Origin of the sequence: Chryseobacterium sp. CBSDS_008 (genome assembly GCF_049959325.1) — a bacterium.
Classification (GTDB): Bacteria; Bacteroidota; Bacteroidia; order Flavobacteriales; family Weeksellaceae; genus Chryseobacterium.
In genome coordinates this window covers 235,159-257,191 of sequence record NZ_CP188202.1, presented here as the reverse complement: position 1 = coordinate 257,191, position 22,033 = coordinate 235,159, and the positions used below count along the sequence as shown (strand labels likewise).

The following is a 22,033-nucleotide window of genomic DNA, read 5'->3' as shown; positions in this document are numbered from 1 at the left end:
ACGGAGGCTACCTATTGTAAGCACTTAGCAAGCAGCTTTTATATACACTTAAAAATAAGAAAGGATGCTAAAACGCATCCTTTTTTATCTGTTTCTCGATCCATGACATTCCCATCTTCCCTTTCAAAAAATAATCCAACCAATCCTGGATCCTTACTTCAAGATCTTTTTCTGCCTTGGAACCCGTCGTAAAAACATGTGCTTCTCCCGGATAGAACAATGCCACTACATCTTTTTTATTCCGTTTCAGCCCAATATAAAATTCCATGGTCTGGTCCCATACAATCCTTTTATCCTCCTTTCCTGTCCATAAAAGCATCGGAGCATTCACTTTATGAACGTTTTCAATCGGGTTATTTTCATTATAGATTTTTTTGTTCTCCGCATATGAAGCATGCATATTGTACTGCCCTTCTTCGAACTGCCAGTAAAAAGGCGTTAATGATGTCTCATTATAGGAAAAATACATTCTTGTCAGATCACTTGCTCCTGCTCCCGAAATATAGGTTTTAAAACGGCTTGAATGTGTAGCGATAAAATCAGTACGGTATCCCCCAAAAGAATGCCCTATCAGTCCTACATTCATAAGATCAACTTCCGCATGATTCTGTAAAGCATTCAGAGAACTTTCCACACAGTCCAGTGCGGACCATCCTACCCCTTCAGATTCGTTTACAATATCAGGCAGATACACAAAATACCCTTCTTCCAGAAGCTTCCTGATAGAAAACCCTACCGGAAAATTATTCAAAGGTGATAAGTACTGATTGGGATTTCTGCTCTGCACCTCATAAATATGAACTACCATTGGGTATTTCTTCCCCTCAGTATATCTAATAGGATAATACAAAAGTCCTTTTAGAGATGTTCCTTCTTTATTTTTGAAACTGATGATATCTCTTCTTATCAACGTTGATATTTTATCATGTGTATTACTTTGAAATACTATATTCCCCTTTTCTTTTCCCATCTCCTTATATACAATTCTTGGCGGCTCATTCAGACTTTCTTCCACATATACTGCTTTATTTAAAGATTCATCAGTCTTATGCCATGTTATATTGGAGGAAGAAGAAGCCATAAGTGTTTTAATCCTGCCTTTTTCCCATTTCAAGAAAGTTTTCTCAATCGTTCCTTTTCGGGTTATCAATAAAAGCATGGGAGCACCTAAATCCATTACACTTCTTTTAAAATTATAACCCGACTCGGGATATAAATCGGTTTCATCTTTAGTGATAACCTTTACTTCATTTTCCTGATCAATATTGAGTGCTGTAAACTTCTCCGTTTCGATATCATATTTCCAAAGATCGTTACTGCTTTCAAAAATGATTGTTTTACCATCCGGACTAAAATATCCTTTTTTCAAATCCTTCTTCATCAGTACTACCCTTCTTAATGTTCCTGTATCTACCAGCACCCATAAGTCCTCCCTATTCTTATATACAAAATGATTTCCAGAGTCTGATACTGAAACTTCAGCCTGCATGGCTCCCAGATCTTCATAAGTATCCTTTTTAAGATCATAAAGGTAACCGTGAACAGGAGGAAAAAGCGTAGAATAATTCTGAAGTTCATCCTTGTTAAACATCAAAAAGTAATTGGGGTTATCCAGGCTTACCACGGTCGAAAAACGTTTAGAGCTAACCCTCCTAACCTCATTGCCTTCCTTTTTCCATATCCAGTATCTTGTTTGAAAAGAACCTTCCTGCTTGGCTTCCAAATTACCATCATTGCCATACCAGATATCAACGGTTCCTTTTTCTGTCGGAATATGCGTTATTCCTGTGATCATAATGGCCTTTCCATTTTGTATTTCAGTAAAACGCAGGTATTCTTCCTGCCTAACCCATCCAATGTCAAGAAACATCAGCTCTGCTTTTTTTGTATCAACAAATACTGCCTTCTGGGATGGGCTATTTGAATCTCCTGCAACGCTAGTTTCTTCCTTAAGAATTAGAAAACTTCCGGAAGGTGTTTCCTCCATGCTTCGGATAATACCCGGTGTAGTATATACAATACTGAGCTTATTACCTGAATACTTTACCAACTGAGTTTCCCTGCCTGATTTTTTCACAATGTACAATACAGATTCTGAACTGCACTCCCTAAAATACTGCACTCCCTCTATTCTCTGCAACAACGCAGACTTCGCATTGTAGATATGAAGAACACTCTCACCAGTCTGCAGAAAATACTTCTCTCCTTTTTCCATCACCCCACTTTGTATGATATTTTCTGAGCCGCTGCCACTAGGATCTGCCTTCAGTTCTTTTTGGATTCCTGTAGTCAAATTCCACAACATCGCTTTACCCTGTCCCAATGCCAGCAGCTGGCCGTCTTTTACAAAGGAAAACTGGTGCTTTTTCGTCAGCGTGCCAACCTGGGTTCTTAATACTGATCTCCCGGCAGCCAATACCACTGCTGTATCATAATTATTCCTGTACACTTTTGTGGCAACAACCCATTTTCCATCATCAGACACCTTATTAACCGCAATATTGTAATATTTTGAACGGTCATCTTTCAATGAATCCAGATGAACCTTTCCATAACATACCACTGCTAACAATATCAAAATCAGTATAAGCAGCCTATTTATATTAATAGCCATTATTCTGGGGATTAAGGTTAGGATTAAGAAGCAGGTCTTTCTGGGGAATTGGCCACAGGTTGTGAAAAGATTTCCAGTTCGGCTTTACTGCCTGCAAATTAGAAAGCCTGTTATTTCGTTTTAAATCCAGGAAGCGGTGTCCCATTTCCGTAAAAAACTCCCTTTTGTTTTCCAGCAGGATTTCTTCAAGCAAAACTTCTTTTGGCAGTGAAGATGCTAAAGGACTAAGTCCTGCCCGCTGCCTTGTTGGATTTACATACTCCACTGCCTCAGCGGTTTTATTCTGCTGACCTAATGCTTCAGCCAGCAGTAAATACACTTCGTCCAAACGGAATACTATAGAGTCCTCCGTGTTATTGATGGTTGTATTTTTATACTTATTCACACGATACCACGTAGTTCCTCCTACCATCACCGGAATCATCCACTGCTGCTTTCTAAGGTCTCCTGCTTCAAATGAATTTACCAGGCTTTCAGAAAGCACATAACCGGTAGGCGCTGCTCCCGAGAAGTAATACAGCATCGCTTCGCGGGTCGGATCTCCCGGATTCGCAGGTTCTAACTGCCACAGAATATGCCTTGAATCTTTCTGGAAGACCTTCGATATATCACTTTGAAAATTATACAACGGACTTCCCAAAATCGTCTTAAGCGTATTCTCTGCCTGAGCCCACTTGTGCCCCAACATATACACTTTTGCCAGCATCAGCTCTGCGGTCTTCCTGTTGGGATATACCCTTTCCATATCCCTGTACTGATCCGGCATAAGCTCTATACAACGTAAAAGATCTGTTTCCAGTCTTGACAAAACCTCTCCTTCTTCCACCCTTGCCAAAGACTGGTTCACCTTATAATCCGTACTTACCGGAAAAGGAACTGCTCCAAAGACCTGCTGAAGATAAAACATCAGGATGCTTCTCACCAGAAGTGCCTCCCCTTCTATCCTCTCTTTTTCGTTACCCGGCAGAGCCGATGCTCTGGCTCCTTCTATAATGGCATTGGCAGCATAGATATGCTGATAAGCAGTTGACCATACTGAATATACCGTAGAATTAGTATCAGTCTGCTGGTTATGATAAAGCGCCAGCACCCCATTGGTATCCGTTAAGGCATAAGAATCCAGATCATCCGTATAGACTCCCAGAAAAGGTCCGAGTGCCTCCCCTGACAACGGAGAGTTATCCCTGAGTCCCGCATAAAGCCCAGCCAGTGCTGCATTAGCGGTTTGAACATCTGCAAAGACTTTGTCTTTTCCGATCTGGTTGGAAGGGGTTTCCACTTCCAGCAGCTTTTCACAGGAGAACAGAAGCACACAAAACAGCAGTATCACTCCCATATTCCTACAGAACATAACTACCTTACGATATTGATATTTATTTATTTTATAATTTTTCATGATTAACTTTTTTAGCATTGATATTTACAGTGAAATCAGTAACCCCAGTGAATAGGTCCTTAAAGGAGGCAGGTAGCCAATATTCCTGAACTCGGGATCAGGCCCGAAGTATTTCGTAAAGGTCAAGAGATTCTGTCCCTGAAAATAGACCTTCACGCTCTTAAATGTTCCTTTTACCGGAACCTGATACCCGAGCTCCAGATTCTTAAGTCTAATAAAAGAGGCATCAGACACCGCTGCCGTACTGTTCATAAAAAAGATATGAAGCTGGTTCTTAATCCCATTGCTCCCTGAAGAATACGGCATATAGGTTCCACCGGGATTCTCATGGGACCATACATCCAGTACTTCCTGAGGCTGGTTATTCATCGTTCCCGGAATGGGCATGATATTGTTATAGTTCCAGTTTCTTTGTTTTACAAACTGAAAGAGAAATGACAGATTCCAGTTCTTTAGCCGGAAGGTATTATTCCAGCCTCCAAAATAGCGCACGCCGATATTCTCCACAGCCTGCCTGTCATCAGGAGCCGTGATCTTTCCATCGCCGTTAAAATCTTTGAACCGGTACAATCCTGTAGCACGATCAATTCCCTCATACTGGTATACCTTTACCGAAGTGATAGGCTGTCCTATGACATAGGTATTGGCGTAAGTGGAACCCCTTAGCCCCGGAAAAGAGACCAGCTTGTTCTTAGGAAAACTGATATTAACGCTTGATTCCCACTGAAAGGATCCGCTAGAAAAAGGTTTAGCAGAGAGTTCCAGTTCCCATCCTGAGTTTTCTACTACCGCATCCAGATTTGCCAGTACGCTTGGAAAGCCTGTTATTGAGGGTAGCTGATAGCCTACAAGCTGGCTTGAAGAACGGTTTTTGTACCATGCTGCGGTCAGATTGATTCTGTTTTTTATAAACCCCAGCTCTAAAGCGGCTTCCAGTTTGGTGGTCTTCTCCCAGCTGTAATTGGGGTTATACAACCTTGAAGGATTCAGTCCTGCTGTATTATTATACAGGTATTCTGAGAGATCATAAGTATCCAGATAGCCATAATCCCCTATATTATCACTTCCGGTAGTCCCATAGCTGGCACGGAGCTTCCCAAAGCTCAGCCATTTATTCTTAAGGAAAGATTCCTGGGAGAATATCCATGCGGCGCCTACCGCCCCGAAATTCGCAAACTTATTACTAGGACCAAAGCGGCTGCTTCCATCCCGTCTTCCGGTTACATTCAAAATATACCTTCCGGCATACTGATAATTGACTCTTCCAAAGAAAGCGGTATAGCGGTACTCTGTTTTAATCTGATCGGTAATGATCCTGGTCCTTGCCGCTCCGATATTCTCTATAAAGGCATTGCTCTCAAACCCAATTCCGATCATAGAACCCTGGGTACCTGTTTCCCGCTGAAAGGTCGTACCAACCAATACATCCAGTGCATGACGTTCTTTTTTCATCTGCCAATTCAGCTGAGGCTCCAGAATAAACGAAAAACGGTCCTGACTGCTTGTATACGACTGAGAACTGGCACTGGACTGTCCCTGATAGGAGGCGGGATTATACATGGTATTAGGCTTCAGTGATCTTTCATCAAAAGACTGGTAATTCAGTCCCCCGTTAAACTTCAGAAACCAGTGTTCCAGCAGTTCATACTGCAAATTCATTTGGGTTAAAAACTGTTTGTTTTCATACGAATAGGAACTGTTATAAAGTCCTGCCGGATTGTTAAAGGTATTATTCTCCCAGTTGGGGCTCCCGTCCGACAAATACAAAGCCGGAGCATTAGGTACCATCAGGAAAGCCTGCTTGGTGATATCCTCACTCAGCACATTATTCTTCTGAACTGAGAATCTATTGGAAACACTAAGCTGGAAACGCCTATCTTCAGAACTGTGGCTGATATTGGCAGAGAGATTATCAGACTTATACTTAAAATCTTTTGAAAACACGGTAGACTGCTCATTATGGCCGTAGCCTACCAGAAAAGATGTTCTTTCATTTCCTCCGTTTAAGGACACATTCGCAGTAAAAGCATCTGCTGTATTTCCGATCAGTTCTTTCCTCCAATCCGTATACCTTCCCTGATCCCATACTCCATTAATATCATAAGCATTAGCCGGATACACCGCAATACCATCATTCTGATAGGCCTGCCTTCTCATCCTGAGATAATCCGAAGTCTTCATCATGGTAAGATTACTGATCATAGAACTCACTGCATACGAGGTCCCAACATTTAATCCCAAGTTTTGGTATTTTCCGGATTTTCCCTTTTTCGTGGTTATCAGCACTACTCCGTTGGCACCTCTTGATCCATAGATCGAGGTCGCATCCGCATCTTTCAGAATCTCAATACTCTCAATATCCGCAGGATTGATGCTGTTAAGCGGATTGATACTGCTGGCAGGGAGCATTTCTGCCGAAAACTGGGAGGCCATTTCTCCTCCTAAAGGAACTCCGTCCACTACATATAATGGATTGTTTCCTAGAGCACGCAGGCTGTTCTTTCCTCTTATCTGAATATCATAGCCTCCACCCGGTACTCCCGAATTCTGGGTGATATTTACTCCTGCCATTCTTCCTTGTACGGTTGACAATACATTGGTGACAGGCTGATTCTCTATATCTTTTGCTGAAACTTTAGCAATACTACCGGTTCTTTCTTTGTCTTTAACCTTGTAGTAGCCAGCGTTGAGAATAACTTCTTCGATTCCCTTTACTTTTTGTTCTAAGCTGATATTAACGACGGCCTGATTAGTAAGTGTGAATTTTTCTTCTGCATAATCAGGGTGTCTGAACAATAGGATGGGATTTTCTGCTGAAACCTCTATTTGGTAGGTTCCGTTATTACCGGTTCTGGTTACCTGATCACTGCCCTTCTGGGAGATTAAGACTCCCTGTAAAGGTTTGCCGGATGAGGTTACGGTACCGGAAATGGTGCGTGTTTGGGCTTTTGTACCAATGCTTACAGCGGTAAACATGAGCCCAAAGAAAATGCCTCCTATATTGTAATAGGAATTTTTCATAGATTTGTAAAGGTTTTTAATTTTTTAAGATTAATTACTGAACTACGCTCTTTCCCGTAAGTGTCCAAACTGCATGGGAAGGGGCTTTTTTCTTTCTTCTGATTTTTAAGTTGAGTAGTTTTTTGACTCATTTTTTATTTAAAACTTTCCTGATGCCCTTTGGTATGAAAAAGGACTGGTGAGGTTCTATAAACAGTGACCTTTAGGGCACCGGAAAGAATTAATATGAATGAAATCTGTGTTCCCGTGTAAGCTTTTAAAGCCGCAATAGGTTGTACCCTCCTATTGTATCGTGTAATCTGATACTATTTTGTAAAGCGGGCTTAGATTGTTATGTAGAAAGAGCGAACTGCATTGAAAAAAAAACGGCATGGGACTCTACATTATCCGATTCGGGGCACTGGTATACCTTACATGCAGATAAGAGAGCCCACGCCTAGGTCGTGAGCTTCCTGCTTATCGTCTCGCATGTTAAAAATTACCAGTTTTCGAATCGAGATTCTAAGCAATAGCTTCTATTATTCGTTGAAGTATCGCAAAGTTACATTTATTGTAACTTATTTTACAAATATAACTAAAAAAAAATCAAAACGCACTATAAGTCTTCATGAAAAACATTTTTATTCATAAAATTTACTGAATGTATAAATGGAACAATGAAGAGATAAAAGTTCAAATCGGAGTAATTTTCAAGCTATGCCGATTAAGAAAAGGATTATCACAATTCCAACTAGGAAATGAGATTGACCTTTCCAAAGATTACATTGGCAGAATCGAAAGAGGAAAAACAAATCTATCAATTGAAATTATTGTTAATATTTGTAATTTTCTTGAGCTTGATATCGTTCACTTAGTTTCTAGGATGACCCCAAAACAAATTGAAGCCGCTATAAATGAAATCAATCTTTTAGAAGGAAAATTTAAAAATCAAAATAAGAGAAAATCCTAACTAAAGATTGTCATATTTAAAATTTACAGCTTTTAATTCTGAGGTTATGGTCAAAGCATCTCCTCTTTTGGTTGTTCGCCCTGTTTCACTTATCAAATGTAAATTTGTCTTTGCTCTGGAACAAATAACGTATAGTAATTTTTTGAAGCATCATTTGCATTTCCCGAAAAAATCTAGTTCCAATGCGATGTAACCGTTTAATAACCATATGCAATAACTGTTTCAAATTCTTCATCTTTGACTCCTACACATGTATTTATTACCACACCTGTCATTTCTCTATAAAAACTTTTGAATGATTGAATGTCACTAGGGATTACATACTCACGGTCATTTAATCTCTTTGTTATATTGGTAAAGAAGAGGTCCCAACTTTCAACTAATGTTGGATTTTTTGTATAGTTAATTCCAACTATTATGAGAAATTGATTAAAACAATCTTTCAGGTAATCAATCCTTTCGGTTTCATTTGATTTAATTGGAGTTTATGAGCCTCAAAAAAGTTTCTTCTATTTCTAAATTCAACAGATAGTGTATAACTATTGTCATATTATTTTAAGCATAATGTACAAAAACTTCTATAAATATTAGTTTTTATTGTTTTTATCTTGTTAATTAAATTATTTAAGATATCTGTATTTTCTAGAGTACAAGCATTATTTTACGGTTTCTCGTAAAATAATCTCATATTATTATTGTATTTTAGCTTGATATGACTTTTACTAACCAATCACAAATGAATCAAGAACATTATAAATGGCTAACCTACTGGAAAAAGAATTTAGCAGACTCTCTTAATACCAATATTGAAATTGATGGTGCTCAGCATTTTGAAATTGAAGATTTCGACATTGAAGACAATTCTATTGCTGATCTTAAAAAAGTCAATACACTTATTGATTTTGAAGAAAGAAGAATCAATGAAAAAAAAGGGATTAAAAATAAAGATGATGAAGACTGGATCACTATAGACCACATATTTGTAGTAATAGCGCCATTCAAGCTTAAGCCGGCATCAGACCATCTCGTTCATCTCAAAGATAAGAAACCTAAATTTCCTTTCTGGTACTCTGCTTATCTAGACAGAAATGGAAAACTTTATATTCCTGACGAAATGTTTCCTCTGTTTCAAAGACAATATTTGGAACCCCTTGCTGATGAACGTACTGAATTTATTTTTGGGAATATTGAAGAAGTAGATTTAGCTACTACCCTGGGAAAAGAAAATTATTCAAAATATCCTGAGTATATACAATACGTTAAGGATGTATTTAAAAAAGTTATCGGTCAGGAGCTATGCGAATATCAATCAGGAGCTTATGAAACGATCTTTAATGCTATAGTATTACTTCCACAAGAGGAAATGAATGCTGCAATGGGAATCATAGAGCTGTATGAAAAAATTCTTCACCAAAAGAATCTTCCCGAACTTTTACAGTCTTTTATAACCTTAAATAACAATCAGGAAAAGTTACCTATTACTGTTCCTGATTTAATAAATACCAATGATTTGCACCTCGGACAGATGGGTTTTGATTTTCCTATTTCCATTTCACAAAGAAAAAGTTTAAATACTCTTTTAGGATCTAATGAAAAGGTTTTTGCAGTCAATGGTCCACCAGGTACCGGAAAAACAACGCTATTACAAAGTATAGTTGCCAATAAGATGGTTGAAAGTGCACTAAGAGGAGAAGATGCTCCTGTTATTTTAGCCTGTTCTACCAATAACCAGGCGGTTACCAATATCATAGACAGTTTTTCCCGGTCTAATACAAGAGAAGGAAAATTACAAGGCAGATGGATTCCAGATGTTGATGGTTATGCTACTTACCTTCCCTCTACCAATAAAAAAGAAACTGAATTAAAAGGTATTAACTATAAAAAATTAAATGGTAATGGCCTTTTTAACGACATAGAGAATTTAGAGTTTTTACAGGATGCTAAAGAATACTTTTTAGAAAGAAGTAACGAATATTTTAATTCTACCGCTCTTACTATATCTTCTGTAGTACAAAAATTGCAAACAGAAATTTCAGATATTCAACAAATCTTAAAAGACTCCGGTGATACGTGGAAGGCTTATTTACAATCAGAACATGTATTTACGTCTAATTACCTTCTCAATAATTCGAAAATTTCCAATTATTATCAGGAAGATTTACTCAATGAAGATGTACTCAAAAATGATGTTGAGGACCTGACTAAAACTGAACAAAATATTATTACATATTTTAACAATGAACCATTTTTCAGAAAAGTTTTTTGCTTTCTGGGAATACAGTCTGCTCTAAAAAACCGAGCTTCGGAAGTAAAAATAATTCTTAGAGATTCCCAAATTGCAATTCCTGAAAATTTTGTGTTCAAGAAAAATGAAATTCTTGATACAATAGATTCTAAGATAAATACCGCTAAAAAGATTATTGGTTCCATTGAAAAATGGAAACTATGGAAGAATAACAATTCAATTAAAGGTAACCCTCCACGCTCAGAAGAAAAGTATTGGGAAAGTGAGCACTTAAAAATAAAAGAAAAAATAAATGCTAACTGTTTTTATGATGAACTTGATATTTCACTACGCCATAAAGCATTTCAATTGGCTTTACATTACTGGGAAGGAAGGTATCTACTGCAGCTCGAATCTGATCTTTTTGACCCTAAATTTAATGGAAAAGGAAAAGAGCCCATGACTAACAGATGGAAAAGACATGCTATGTTAACCCCATGCTTTGTCAGTACATTCTTCATGGCGCCAAAGTTTTTCAGTTTTTATAAATTTTTAAGGATGAGTGGAGAAGGCAACAAAATACATGATAATCCGCCTCTATTTAATTTTATTGATCTTCTCATTGTTGATGAAGCAGGCCAGGTTTCTCCGGAAGTAGGTATCGCCACATTTGCTTTAGCTAAACAGGCTGTTGTTGTAGGAGATGTCAAGCAGATTGAACCCATTTGGAACGTTACCCATAAAATTGATATTGGTAACCTTAAAAAGTGTGAGATCATACAGCATTACGATGATATTGTTTATGAAAAGGAATTTGATCCTAAAGGTTTTCTATCTTCTACCGGAAGTATTATGAAAATGGCTCAAAATGCATCAGGATATAAAGAGCTAAATTTACATGAAAAAGGGGTCCTGCTGACTGAACATAGAAGATGTTATGATGAAATTATTAATTATTGTAATGTTTTAGCTTATGACGGAAAGCTTATTCCATTAAGAGGAAAAGCAGAAAAAGATTTGCTTTTCCCACCAATGCATTGTATTCATGTTGAAGGTCAATCGACAAGAAACCCAAATGGCAGCAGGTTTAATATTGAAGAAGTCAAGACAATTATCAAGTGGCTGGTAGACAATAAATCAAAAATTGAAAAGAAATATAAGTCGATTGAACATACTGTTGGTATTATTACACCTTTCACAGGACAAAAAAACAGCTTAAAATCGGCTTTAAAAGATGCAGGATTTAAAGTTGATGACTTTAAAATAGGAACAGTTCACGCCCTACAAGGTGCTGAAAGACCTATTGTCTTATTCTCAATGGTCTATGGTGATGAAGATAAAGGCACATTATTTTTCGATAGAGACAACAAACCCAATATGCTCAATGTAGCCGTTTCAAGAGCAAAAGATAACTTTATCGTTTTTGCTAATACAAAGATTCTTAATAAAAGTGCTAAAACACCTTCAGGTGTACTTGCTAACTTTTTAAAATATGACGTAACAGTAAATTAATGTATAAAAACACACCAGTAAAATAATCATGTACCATTAATTAAATATAACTTCTATCAAAATGTTTGATTTATTTTTTGAAACATTTGCATTTCATTATCAATATAGACATCAAACTTTTATATTAATAGGAGTAAATTCAGATCCGTATTTTACATTTCAAATGTATAAAATTATAGAAAATTTGATGTAGAAGATGAAGAAATTATAAAAGCAATATTAAAGAACTTGGATGGTTTACACAGTACAATGAACAGATTAAAAATGTTGATGAATTCCTGAGTAATGAACTATATTTAAAATACATATTTTTTAATAGTAATAAACTTCAAAAAATAATATAAAATCTATTTAAGGTACTATAATGAATAATGTCGTTAAACTTACACGTATAGAACTCTATGATAAAGTATGGACTACACCTCTAACTACATTATCTAAAGAATTTAATTTGTCTGATAACGGATTAAGAAAAATCTGTATAAAATTTGATATTCCTTTACCACCCATGGGATACTGGCAAAAATTACAGTATGGAAAAAAAGTAGTAAAGGCATCATTACCCCAACAAGAAAATGAGCAAGAGATAGAAATTTATGTAGATCAAAATAAAAATGATCCTAATCCTATAAATTTACTCAAACAGATTGTTACAGAAAAGATTAAAAATAATTCAGCACTAATTTTAAAGGTTTCTGAACGATTAAGTAAACCTGACGAAATCGTCAGTAAAGTGCAAGATAACCTTAGCAAGAAAAAAGTTAATGATTATGCCAATATAAAAGGAACTATTCATACCGATGGAGGATTACCCAATATTGTTGTTTCTCCAAAAAATATTTCCCGTTCATTAAGAATATTAGATAATCTAATAAAGAATTTTAAAATCTTAGGATATAGAGTAAGTGTAGATTCTGAAGGATTAAGATTCGCCGCATACGAAGATAAAATTACATTATACATTAAAGAAAAAAGTAATATTAAAGATACAACAAATGAAAGAGGATGGAAAAGCAGAGATTTAATTGCAAATGGAAAACTAGCGGTTAAGATTATACAATATGGGACTACTGAATTTGCGGACACAGATAAATTCCTTGTTGAGGACCAAATTGAAAAAATCTTGATAAAAGTTGAAACTGAGTTTCAAAGAATGGCTGAAAATAGAAGAAAATGGCAGATTGAAAGTGAAAAGAGAGAGGAGCTCAGAAAAATTGAAGAAGCAAAACAAAAAACAAAGGATGAAGAACGTGCAAAATTTATTTCTTTTTATAATGATGCCCATCGATGGAAGAAATTTATGATTCTAAAAGAGTATTTTGAGTATATGAAATCAAATAATACTACAGACAAAAAATGGATTGACTGGGCTGAAAAAAAACTCGATTGGTACAATCCAGCTAAAAATGCACATGATAATTTAATGGAAGATGTTGATAAAAATACTTTGGAAAATAAAGAAAAAAAGGGATGGAATTGGTAATACAAATCTTATCTTTTTTAAGAGTTTTAATTAAATTCAGTTCTATACTTCTTTTTAAACATTCTAAAACCTATTTTACAAAAATAGAATTGAAAGATTCGAATTGAATTAATACCTTTGCATTTCAAACTTTATCGAAAAAAGAAAAGCATTAGCTATTATTCTGCCTGTAGGAATCTGGTAAATTCAAAATGAGGTGTAGAATAAGTATGCTGATTGCTCATGCTCTATATGGGCATGGGTATCTGCTTATTTATACCTCATGGTTTTACCAGAACCTCTACAGATTAAATAAGAACTACCTTTCTTATTTAAAGACTAAATAACTACTACTTTGGGTTTGGGTGGATTAATAAAATTCATCTTATGAAAAAACAATTCTGTTTTAGCTTTATCATTCTTCACCATTAGCTGTTCTGGCAACGATGACACCACAAACACCACAGCAAAACAATCCTGTACAATCGGTGTATTTCAATCCTCCTGCATGGATTTAGGGCAGTTGGAAAATCTCTAATACATCAACAAGTTATTTTATTTTTAAGGAGGATGATTTTATACTTGTAACTCCTTACACCAGTTACAAGGCAGTTTAACTCAGACAGCAGCTACTGGCAACTTGCTAAAGTAGTAGAACAAATTTCTGACTATTATTATGAGTTTACAATAACAGTAGGGTTCATCTGGGCAATATAAGTTTAAGAAAATCAATGATACAAGGATTCAATGGGTTGGCACAGTACTCCTTTCTTTTTGGATAAAGAATAAACAACTTTAAGATTAATTAATATGAAAAAAAATATTACTTCCCTTAGTTTTGTTTACAGTTCATGCCAGAGCACAAACACAACAGGATTACTACAATCAGTCGCCCTCAGGAATAGACCATAATTGGGATGAAAGAGACTCAAAGTGAGAGTAAGACTGTTGATGAGATTTTGAAAAATAACAAACCCAGCAAAATTGGACAAAAGTTAGAAAAGTCTCAGGAAATGGTTGAAAATCTTGAAGTAGCAAAGTTTGAAGATGTCTATCAACCTGCAACCTAAAACTTATCCAATTTGCCACTTTAAAGGCTTAAAATCGAATGAAAACACAAAGAAATACCACTACACTATAAGAGGTTTTTAATAGAAATTCAAGGCTATTTAGAGACTGAGTATTTAAGAACAAGAATTGAGTGTGATTTTCTGAAACTAGAAATTGGCATAACATTGCCAGAGTAGAGGAATTTGTAGCTCCTTTTGCAAAGATAGGTTCAATTGTGATAAATCAGCTAAATTCAGTATTAATTATTTTATCAATCCACATCTAAAGAGCTTATAGGGGAATTTTTGGCTATGACTCTAGAAACGTGGTTTAATAAGTTAGACAATGATGAAATGAAAGACCTTATATGGATGGTTCCTTTAAATCGGAGGTATGACAGGTATTTTGAGGAGTTGTTGAGATTTTCCAAAACACATCCAAACTATAAAGCTTTTATTACAGATAAAAATTCTTTATAAATCGAAAAATAAGCATAGACCCTTTACGGTATATTAGAAAATTCCCTCAACAATTTGAAGGGAATTTTTTATCTTAAAATAATCTCGTAATAACATAAAGCCATTGCTTTACATGTTAAAATATGATTATCAAACAGTTATTAAAAACAAATAGCAGATTGGATTTTAATAATATTTTTAGTTGTTTTTCTATACTTAAAGATACACAAATGAGATGTTATATTCTGCTATATTTTTTTGATAAAATCCTGCATTCCGTAAGCTTGAATTGCTTTTTGTTTCAGAGGGTTTGTACTCCACTCTTCCCACTCACCAGTATAAGGATTGTACCCACATTTTAAAGGTTTGGAAGTATCAAGACCATCTTTGTTTATACTTGTTTGTTCGGTGTAAGCTCTGCAATCAGTGCAGATGTAACGAAATTCACAGTCTTTGCAAACTTCAATACTATCTTTGGTTAAGTTCCAATATTTCTTAAATTCAGGATGTTTTAAAGCATTTTCTAATGTTGTATCTCTGATATTTCCAAAACTTTGGGGCATGGAGGGGCAATTTTTAATGTTGCCCTTTACATCTATTGCTATTTTTTTGTGAAGGCAGGAGTTATGCTTTTTGGCTTCAAGATAAAAGTTACGATTAAGATTGATATTTTTTAAATCAATTAATCCACAACTTAAAGGGATATTAATTTTATTTTTAATGATACTTAAATGAACATGGTCAAAAGATTCAAAACCCTGTTCATTCGATGAATGCAATACAAAATGAAGAAATTTATTTGAAATGCTGTAGTGATTCTCTTTGATAAATATGACCAATTGTAAGTCATAATTTGCAACAACTGACACTTCATTAATACTAGAATCATTGAGCAAATTCAATTTACTAATTACGTTTATTATATCATTTAATTTCAGTTCTGAAAATCTGATTTGTAGATATCTAATTCTCAAATCACAAATTTGTTGCACCAACACATCATCTAAGACACCTGAATTGTTGACATCCAAAATTAAATAGTCAACATAAGAAGGAGTTTCTTTAAATTCCGATGTATTATGGAAAGCTGACAATTCTTTCTTAGAATTTAGAATAATGCCTAATTTATTATCTATAATAAAATTAAGATATTCTTCTAAAGCTTCTAAGCTCTCGTTATTCAATTGTTTTTTTAAGACAGAATAATTTTGATGTTCATTTGATAGTAAATCAAAAAAAGCAATCGGAATAAGTTGCAAAAACCCAGTACTTGCATCCAAAATAATAGAGTTTTTAGCACCTCTGGTAATTTTAACCGAGTCAAATAACTTTAAAAACATACTTAATACAAGAGGGAATAATGTTTTTGTGAACGAAAAATCTTTGTTTTTCTACTTTTCTTATCTCTATTTTCAGAATATTTAACCTTAGACACACTGTTACTTCTCTTCCATTCCTGTAGAGAGTATTCAATTCCTTTTAGGTATAACTCTTTTTCTTCTTTCATAATAAATCTGCTATGTGTTTTTCAATCTGATAGTTACCATAATGACTGACTTGGTGAAACTGTCCTAATGGATTCACTTCTAAAAAATAGTAATCATCAGACTTTAGTAGGTCAACCGTTCCACACTTTAAGTCTAGTTTCTTTGCTAATTTTAAAATTTTCCTTTTCAGCTCTTGTGGAAGCACTAGAGGGAGGTACTTTTTATCTTTCTCCCTTATGTTCCTAATATCAACATTGTCTGAAAAATCAAATGTAGCAATTGCCCAAATCTTCTTTTCAAAAAAAAATGCCCTTATTTCATAAAGACAATCAATCTTTCTTTGGATTAATGAAGGTATAATACTTCCTTTTTTATCATGAGTATTATTCAGGTCTACTTTATGTGTGTAATTCAGGTACAGGTCATTTTCAACGATAATAGGCTTCATTTCAGAGACTGCTTTTGTAATATAAGCCTGAGAAATATCAATCTGCCCCAAGTCATTTAATCTTGATAAAATGTAAGTATCAGGGATTTTTAACCCTAGAGATTTTGCCAAAAATAGAACTTCTAACTTATTAACCTCCTTGGTTAAAAGATTTCCAAAGACACGAACCCCATTTACTTTGAAATAGTAGTAAATAAACTCTGATATAGATTTAAGTTCTGAATTATAAAAATCAACTAAATTACTATCTATTTCACCTGTTATTGTATCATAATAAACTCCCCCATTCCTATAGAATACTGATTTGAAGTCTTCTAATTTATACTCAACTTCTCCAATAGAAATTTTGAAAACATTACTTTCAAAATTGAAAAAAACCTTATTAATATGTTGGTTCTCACTTAAACGAACAAATTCTTTATTTTGATACGATAACCAAGTACATATTTCATCGGTCATAGTATCATTATCTACACTAATGATTAGTATCATCTAACTTAATTAAGTACCTTTTAAATAACTCAGCATCATTATTATTCTTAAACTGAAACCCTTCTATAGTAATACTCGTGAAAACATAATCTTTATTATTTAAAAAGAATATATTTTTTTTTGCTTCCTCTTCAGTTGATGTCAGACCTATTAATTTTCTTTTTCTGTTAATCTCTTTTATTTTAGTATTTACTTCTGCTGCTCTCTTTTCTGGTAAGATTGCCTCGGATATATAACAACAATCTGTTTTTTCATTATTAACAGTAAATTGATAAATTTTAAAAAATGAATAATCTTTTGTTCCATTATTCAAATCAAACAATTGTCCTGCAATGTCTGGTCTTATCTTTCCTTCATTTAAAGCTCTCTCTATCTCCTTTGAAAAATTAACTTTCTGACTGCTATAGTGATTATTAGCCAGTTGATGCCAAATAATGTAATAAAATTTTTGATAGAACATATTGTCTGTTGAAGTCAGCCCGATATTGTACTCATTAGGAAATCCTTTCTTTTGAATCAACCTAAGCAAGCTGGTGGATGCAGTACTGTCACTTTTTGTAAGTTCTTTTTTGTATACTTCATAGTTACCCCCTGACAATTTTCTATAATACTGGTCTAGTTCATACAGTGAATCTAAAGTTTTTTTATATTGTAAGTCAATCTTGTTTTCACAAGGTTTTATTTTATACTTCTCACTATTTTTAAAATTTTCAGATAAAAAACTAACATCAAACACCTTTCCTAAACACTTTAACGAATGATAATCATAATAAGCATATTCAAAATCTTTCATTCTTAAAGCCACATTCATGCTGTTTTGCAAATCTTTTGCATGTGGGTATTTGAATTCTTTAAAAGCTTGCTTATAGAGATTGTTTGCACCTTCTAAGTCATTAGAGATAATTTTATTTTCAGCTTCATTTACCAACTCATAATACTTGATAAGATATTGACTTTTCAACTCAAAACCTTGAGCATTTATCGTTGAGTTGAATATTGCAAACAGTAATATTAATGTACTTCTCATTGATATTTATTAATTGCAAAATGAGAAGCATATATGCTTCTCATCTTTTCTTTTTAAGGGTTGCAAGATTTATCTATTGGATATGTTCCATTATACCCCACACCTCCGTTATGGAAATCCAAATCACTTGTATAACCAGTACAAACACATGCACCTCCAGGACCCGAAGGTAATTCAACCTCTCCACCTCCAGTAACTGTTGGCTCAAGTCCAAAACTTGGTAAAGCAGGACCTCCTTGCCCCCCTAAAACTGTTGATAACCTCTCGTTTTGAAGTTGAAAACTTCCTAACTTTTCTAATGATTTTGTTTTCATCAAATAAATTTTAAAATGGTTAATAAATCGTTTTGTTAGATTCACTATAAATCTATTTAAATTAAGTGAATCCCATGTCAAATAAACATATTTTTTAACACAAAAACAAATTTTTATAACTTTTATTAATAACTCTAATATTTCAATCAAACACATGTGTTAATATAAACCGATTATATTTATTAATATTTCACTTATAATGAATATAATTAACATTTTACTAACTTTTAAACTTGTTTTAATTGAAATTTTAAACATTTAAAAACAGTATTTTTTGATTTGATACAAAACGTGTCGTATCAAAACTATGGTATAAGTCATTTCATTTATGCCTATGTTCTTAAGGAGTCAGAGCTACAAAAAGCTAGAGAAGTTAGAAGTTACATTAGTCAGCAGTTTCTAGATGGACATATAATTAATATCTGGCTGAATAGGGATAAGATGCTCCAACGACTGTAATTTTTCCCAAGGTGTTTTTCCATTCAAAGAAGAGTGTGGCCTTTTCTTATTGTAAAACTCCTGCCATTCAATAGCTAGATCTGCATCAGATAGATCCACTAGTGACCAGAATTCGGATTTGTCAGTCTGTTGGGTTCTTTCTACTTTACCATTTAAATGAGGGGAGCTGGGCTTGATGGGTCTGTATTTGATAAATGCTCATGCAATTCGTATTGAAAGGAATAATTAAAAAATTCCGTTCCCCAATTAGTTTGAATATGCTGTATAGGAAAATAAAATGTATCCAAAATTTCACCTAAAAAATGTATAGTACTTTCTGCTTTTTTATTAGAGTAGACCCTAATAACTTTCATTCTTGTACAGTCACCAATAGCGGTAAATTGATAAGCTTTATTCCTGATTTTAGTAACATCCAGCTGAACTCTATCCCTGGAACTTCTTTGCTGTATCTTTTGTAATCAGATTTTTTACACCTTTTGACTACAGGATTAACTTTGTGTTTAAAGAGTACCCGCCAAACAGTCATTGCAGAAAGCATGATTCCTTTTCGAAGCAGATAAATTGAGATTCTTGCAGCTCCCCATCTTTTTCTCTCTCTTAAATCAAGGATAATAGATTCAGTTTCTTTGTACCTTAGTATTAGTAAGGGTTTTAGGATGTCTTGACTTATCTGACAAGCTTGTTCTCCTTCTTCTTTATACCTTTTTATCCAACCGTGAAGTGTTGATCTTGCAATTCCACAGCGTAAAGCCGTGTTTGTTACAGACCCCCGATTCTAAATAGATTCTAAGCCAGTCTTTGCGAGCCTTGATTTGCTGTTGCTGTTTATTCATGGACAAAGGTTTTAAACTTTACACCATGAATTAAGTCATTTTTGTAGCGGATCTATTGATACTTTACAGGTAATACAAATCTTATCTTTTTTAAGCATCTCTTCCATATTTGAAAGGTCCATTCCTACAATATCTGAAAATGGGACACATATCAACATTTAATGTATACCTACACTGGAATTGTATTTAATTCTCCTTTCTAAACTCAAATACTGTACTAAAATCATCTTTTAGAATTATAAAAGCATTAATCTTTTTACCCGTTTTGCTCTTCATGTTTTTGATGAGTGATGTTTTGTTTTGAGTTAATAATAAAGTAAGATCTTTAATACTGAGTTGTACTCCGCAAATGAATCTGAAGAGAATCCAATTGCATTGTTCATCTGGGCATTTTACGACTTTTTCTTTGATGATAAGATCATGCTGTTGACATTTGGGACATTTTAGTTGTGGAATGTTTTCTTGGAGAATATGAAGAGATAAAAGTTCGCTGGTGATTTCGGCTGTGTAGTGTTGGATGTCATTGATGAATTGTTTTTTGTTGAGTTCATTTTTTTCAATTTTATCCAGTGCTATTTCCCATTCTGCGGTCATTTGGACATTGGCTATCTTTTTGTCTTTGACCAGATTGTAAACATGTAAGCCTTTATCGGTTGGATGCAGGGTTTTACTTTTTCTGGTGATATAGTTTCTGCTGAGTAGGGTCTCGATAATGGAAGCTCTGGTGGCTGGTGTTCCGATACCGATATTTGATAGTGCCCGCTTTTCTTCTTTGTTTTCAATAGATCTGCCTGCATTTTCCATGGCTGATAAAAGATCAGCTTCTGTATAAAGCTTGGGAGGTTGCGTTACTTTTTCCAGTAATTCTGTTTTTGAGATTTTCAGCTCATCTCCAATTTTGAGTTCCGGAAGTTCAGTAAGGTTTGCCTCAACAGTATTTGAATTTTCATTATCAGAAAGAATTCCTTTGATAGCTCGCCAGCCTTTCTCCAGAATTTTAGAGCCTTTGATCTGGAATTCATAATGGTGAACTTTTATCATGATGTGGCTGACTTGTTTTGTGCAGGCATGGGATATTGATTCCAATAAACGGTAAGCAATCATATCATAAATGGCTTTTTCCGTTGCAGTAAGTGCGGATGGTACTTTTGTAGTGATGAGTAAACCGTGATGATCCGTTACTTTTAAATCATTAACGATTCTCTTGTTGAAGTTTCCGAATTTTAAGGTAGATATGGCTGATTTAAATTGATCGGTTGTATTAAGGATTCTAATCAGTTCAGGAATTTCAGGCCATAAGTCTTGGGGAATATACTTGCTTCCGGTTCTCGGATAGGTAATGAATTTCTTTTCATACAAGCTTTGGGCAATTTGTAGAACCTCATCGGCAGAAAACCCGAGCTTTCTGTTGGCTTCTTTCTGTAATTCCGTGAGGTCGAAAAGTAATGGAGATTGTTCCTCTACTGTTGTAATGGATACATTCTCTACAACTGATCTTCCCTCCCGTTCTATGTATTTTTTTACTTGTTCTACCTGCTTTTTTTCTTCCCATTGTAATAGTGAAAGGCTGGTGAAATCCGTATACTCTTTTCTATGACTCAGTTGGATTTGAAAGTACTTTTGTTTAGTAAAGTTTTGATGCTGGAGAAACCTTTGACAGATTAAAGCAAGGGTTGGCGTCTGCCCTCTGCCTAAAGAGTAAACATCTTGGTTTCCTGCGATGGTTAATGCCTGAGTAGCATTAATACCTACGAGCCAGTCCGCTTCACTTCTGGCTTTTGCTGCTTGATATAAACCGTCAAAAACATCGCCTGGCTGAAGCTTGTTGAAACCTTCCTGTATTGCCTTTTCGGTAAGGGAGCTTATCCAGAGCCTTTCAAAGGGTTTATTGCATTCTATGTAGTGATAGATATAGCGGAAGATCAACTCTCCTTCCCTTCCTGCATCTGTTGCGACAATAATACTGCTGCATTGACTGATGACTTGTTTTATGGTGTTGAGCTGTTTTAAAGCCGAAGGGTCAGGCTCATAGCCTTTTGCTTTCTTTAGTTTTTTGGGAGTTAGAATAAAAGGGTTCGGAAAGATAGGCAAAGAGGCTTTGTTAAAGCCTCTTATACCATAATCTTCCGGCATTCCTAATGCTATCAGATGTCCAAATGCCCAGGTGACACAATATCCGTTACCGGATAGATAACCCTCTTTCTTTTCATGGGCTCCTAACAATTGTGCGATTTCTCTTGCGACACACGGTTTTTCTGCGATGATTGCTTTCATATGATGGATTTAG

General features: G+C 34.9%; 13 protein-coding genes. 4 read left to right on the top strand and 9 right to left on the bottom strand.

The genetic code is table 11. The features are described 5' to 3' along the window. Nucleotides 1-67 precede the first annotated feature (67 nt). Genes ACP3T3_RS01080 through ACP3T3_RS01070 form a run of 3 tightly spaced genes read right to left on the bottom strand, consistent with a single transcriptional unit; the run spans nucleotide 68 to nucleotide 7,031 of the window. Nucleotides 68-2,614, bottom strand: a complete 2,547-nt coding sequence (locus tag ACP3T3_RS01080; protein WP_426478108.1) for a prolyl oligopeptidase family serine peptidase — start codon at nucleotides 2,612-2,614, stop codon at nucleotides 68-70. Beyond that, the gene (locus ACP3T3_RS01075) at nucleotides 2,604-4,010 is read right to left on the bottom strand and encodes a RagB/SusD family nutrient uptake outer membrane protein (protein ID WP_426478107.1); all 1,407 of its coding nucleotides are present in this window, start codon (nucleotides 4,008-4,010) and stop codon (nucleotides 2,604-2,606) included. Before ACP3T3_RS01075 ends, ACP3T3_RS01080 begins: the two co-directional genes overlap by 11 nt. A 24-nt stretch (nucleotides 4,011-4,034) precedes the next feature. Next, entirely contained in the window at nucleotides 4,035-7,031 is a 2,997-nt protein-coding gene (locus ACP3T3_RS01070; RefSeq protein WP_426478106.1) for a SusC/RagA family TonB-linked outer membrane protein, read from the bottom strand. Between the two features lie 640 nt (nucleotides 7,032-7,671). Here ACP3T3_RS01070 and ACP3T3_RS01065 point away from each other — a divergent pair. From ACP3T3_RS01065 to ACP3T3_RS01050, 4 genes are all read left to right on the top strand, one after another. Next, nucleotides 7,672-7,980 carry a helix-turn-helix domain-containing protein gene (locus ACP3T3_RS01065; RefSeq protein WP_426478105.1) on the top strand — a complete coding sequence of 103 codons (309 nt, stop codon included), beginning with the start codon at nucleotides 7,672-7,674 and terminating at the stop codon, nucleotides 7,978-7,980. A gap of 736 nt (nucleotides 7,981-8,716) precedes the next feature. Further along, nucleotides 8,717-11,716, top strand: a complete 3,000-nt coding sequence (locus tag ACP3T3_RS01060; RefSeq protein ID WP_426478104.1) for a DEAD/DEAH box helicase — start codon at nucleotides 8,717-8,719, stop codon at nucleotides 11,714-11,716. Between the two features lie 364 nt (nucleotides 11,717-12,080). Then, nucleotides 12,081-13,199, top strand: coding sequence for a hypothetical protein (locus ACP3T3_RS01055; RefSeq protein WP_426478103.1), 1,119 nt, complete (start codon nucleotides 12,081-12,083; stop codon nucleotides 13,197-13,199). Between the two features lie 896 nt (nucleotides 13,200-14,095). Next, nucleotides 14,096-14,248 (top strand): hypothetical protein, encoded by a 153-nt coding sequence (locus ACP3T3_RS01050; RefSeq protein ID WP_426478102.1) that lies wholly within the window; start codon nucleotides 14,096-14,098, stop codon nucleotides 14,246-14,248. A 686-nt stretch (nucleotides 14,249-14,934) separates the two neighbouring features. On the opposite strand, the gene gwsS is transcribed toward ACP3T3_RS01050, so the two are convergent. From gwsS to ACP3T3_RS01020, 6 genes are all read right to left on the bottom strand, one after another. Then, on the bottom strand, nucleotides 14,935-16,026 hold the full coding sequence (gwsS, locus tag ACP3T3_RS01045) for a grasp-with-spasm system SPASM domain peptide maturase (protein WP_426478101.1): 1,092 nt from the start codon (nucleotides 16,024-16,026) through the stop codon (nucleotides 14,935-14,937). A gap of 163 nt (nucleotides 16,027-16,189) precedes the next feature. After that, nucleotides 16,190-17,113, bottom strand: a complete 924-nt coding sequence (locus ACP3T3_RS01040) for a hypothetical protein (RefSeq protein ID WP_426478100.1) — start codon at nucleotides 17,111-17,113, stop codon at nucleotides 16,190-16,192. Then, nucleotides 17,097-18,140 carry a hypothetical protein gene (locus ACP3T3_RS01035; protein WP_426478099.1) on the bottom strand — a complete coding sequence of 348 codons (1,044 nt, stop codon included), beginning with the start codon at nucleotides 18,138-18,140 and terminating at the stop codon, nucleotides 17,097-17,099. The genes ACP3T3_RS01040 and ACP3T3_RS01035 overlap by 17 nt, the downstream gene beginning before the upstream one ends. 53 nt (nucleotides 18,141-18,193) lie before the next feature. Then, nucleotides 18,194-18,604, bottom strand: coding sequence for a hypothetical protein (locus ACP3T3_RS01030; protein ID WP_426478098.1), 411 nt, complete (start codon nucleotides 18,602-18,604; stop codon nucleotides 18,194-18,196). 249 nt (nucleotides 18,605-18,853) lie between these two features. Beyond that, nucleotides 18,854-19,090 (bottom strand): integrase core domain-containing protein, encoded by a 237-nt coding sequence (locus ACP3T3_RS01025; RefSeq protein WP_426480013.1) that lies wholly within the window; start codon nucleotides 19,088-19,090, stop codon nucleotides 18,854-18,856. Nucleotides 19,091-19,932: 842 nt separating this feature from the next. Further along, nucleotides 19,933-22,020, bottom strand: coding sequence for a DNA topoisomerase 3 (locus ACP3T3_RS01020; RefSeq protein ID WP_426478097.1), 2,088 nt, complete (start codon nucleotides 22,018-22,020; stop codon nucleotides 19,933-19,935). Nucleotides 22,021-22,033 lie beyond the last annotated feature (13 nt).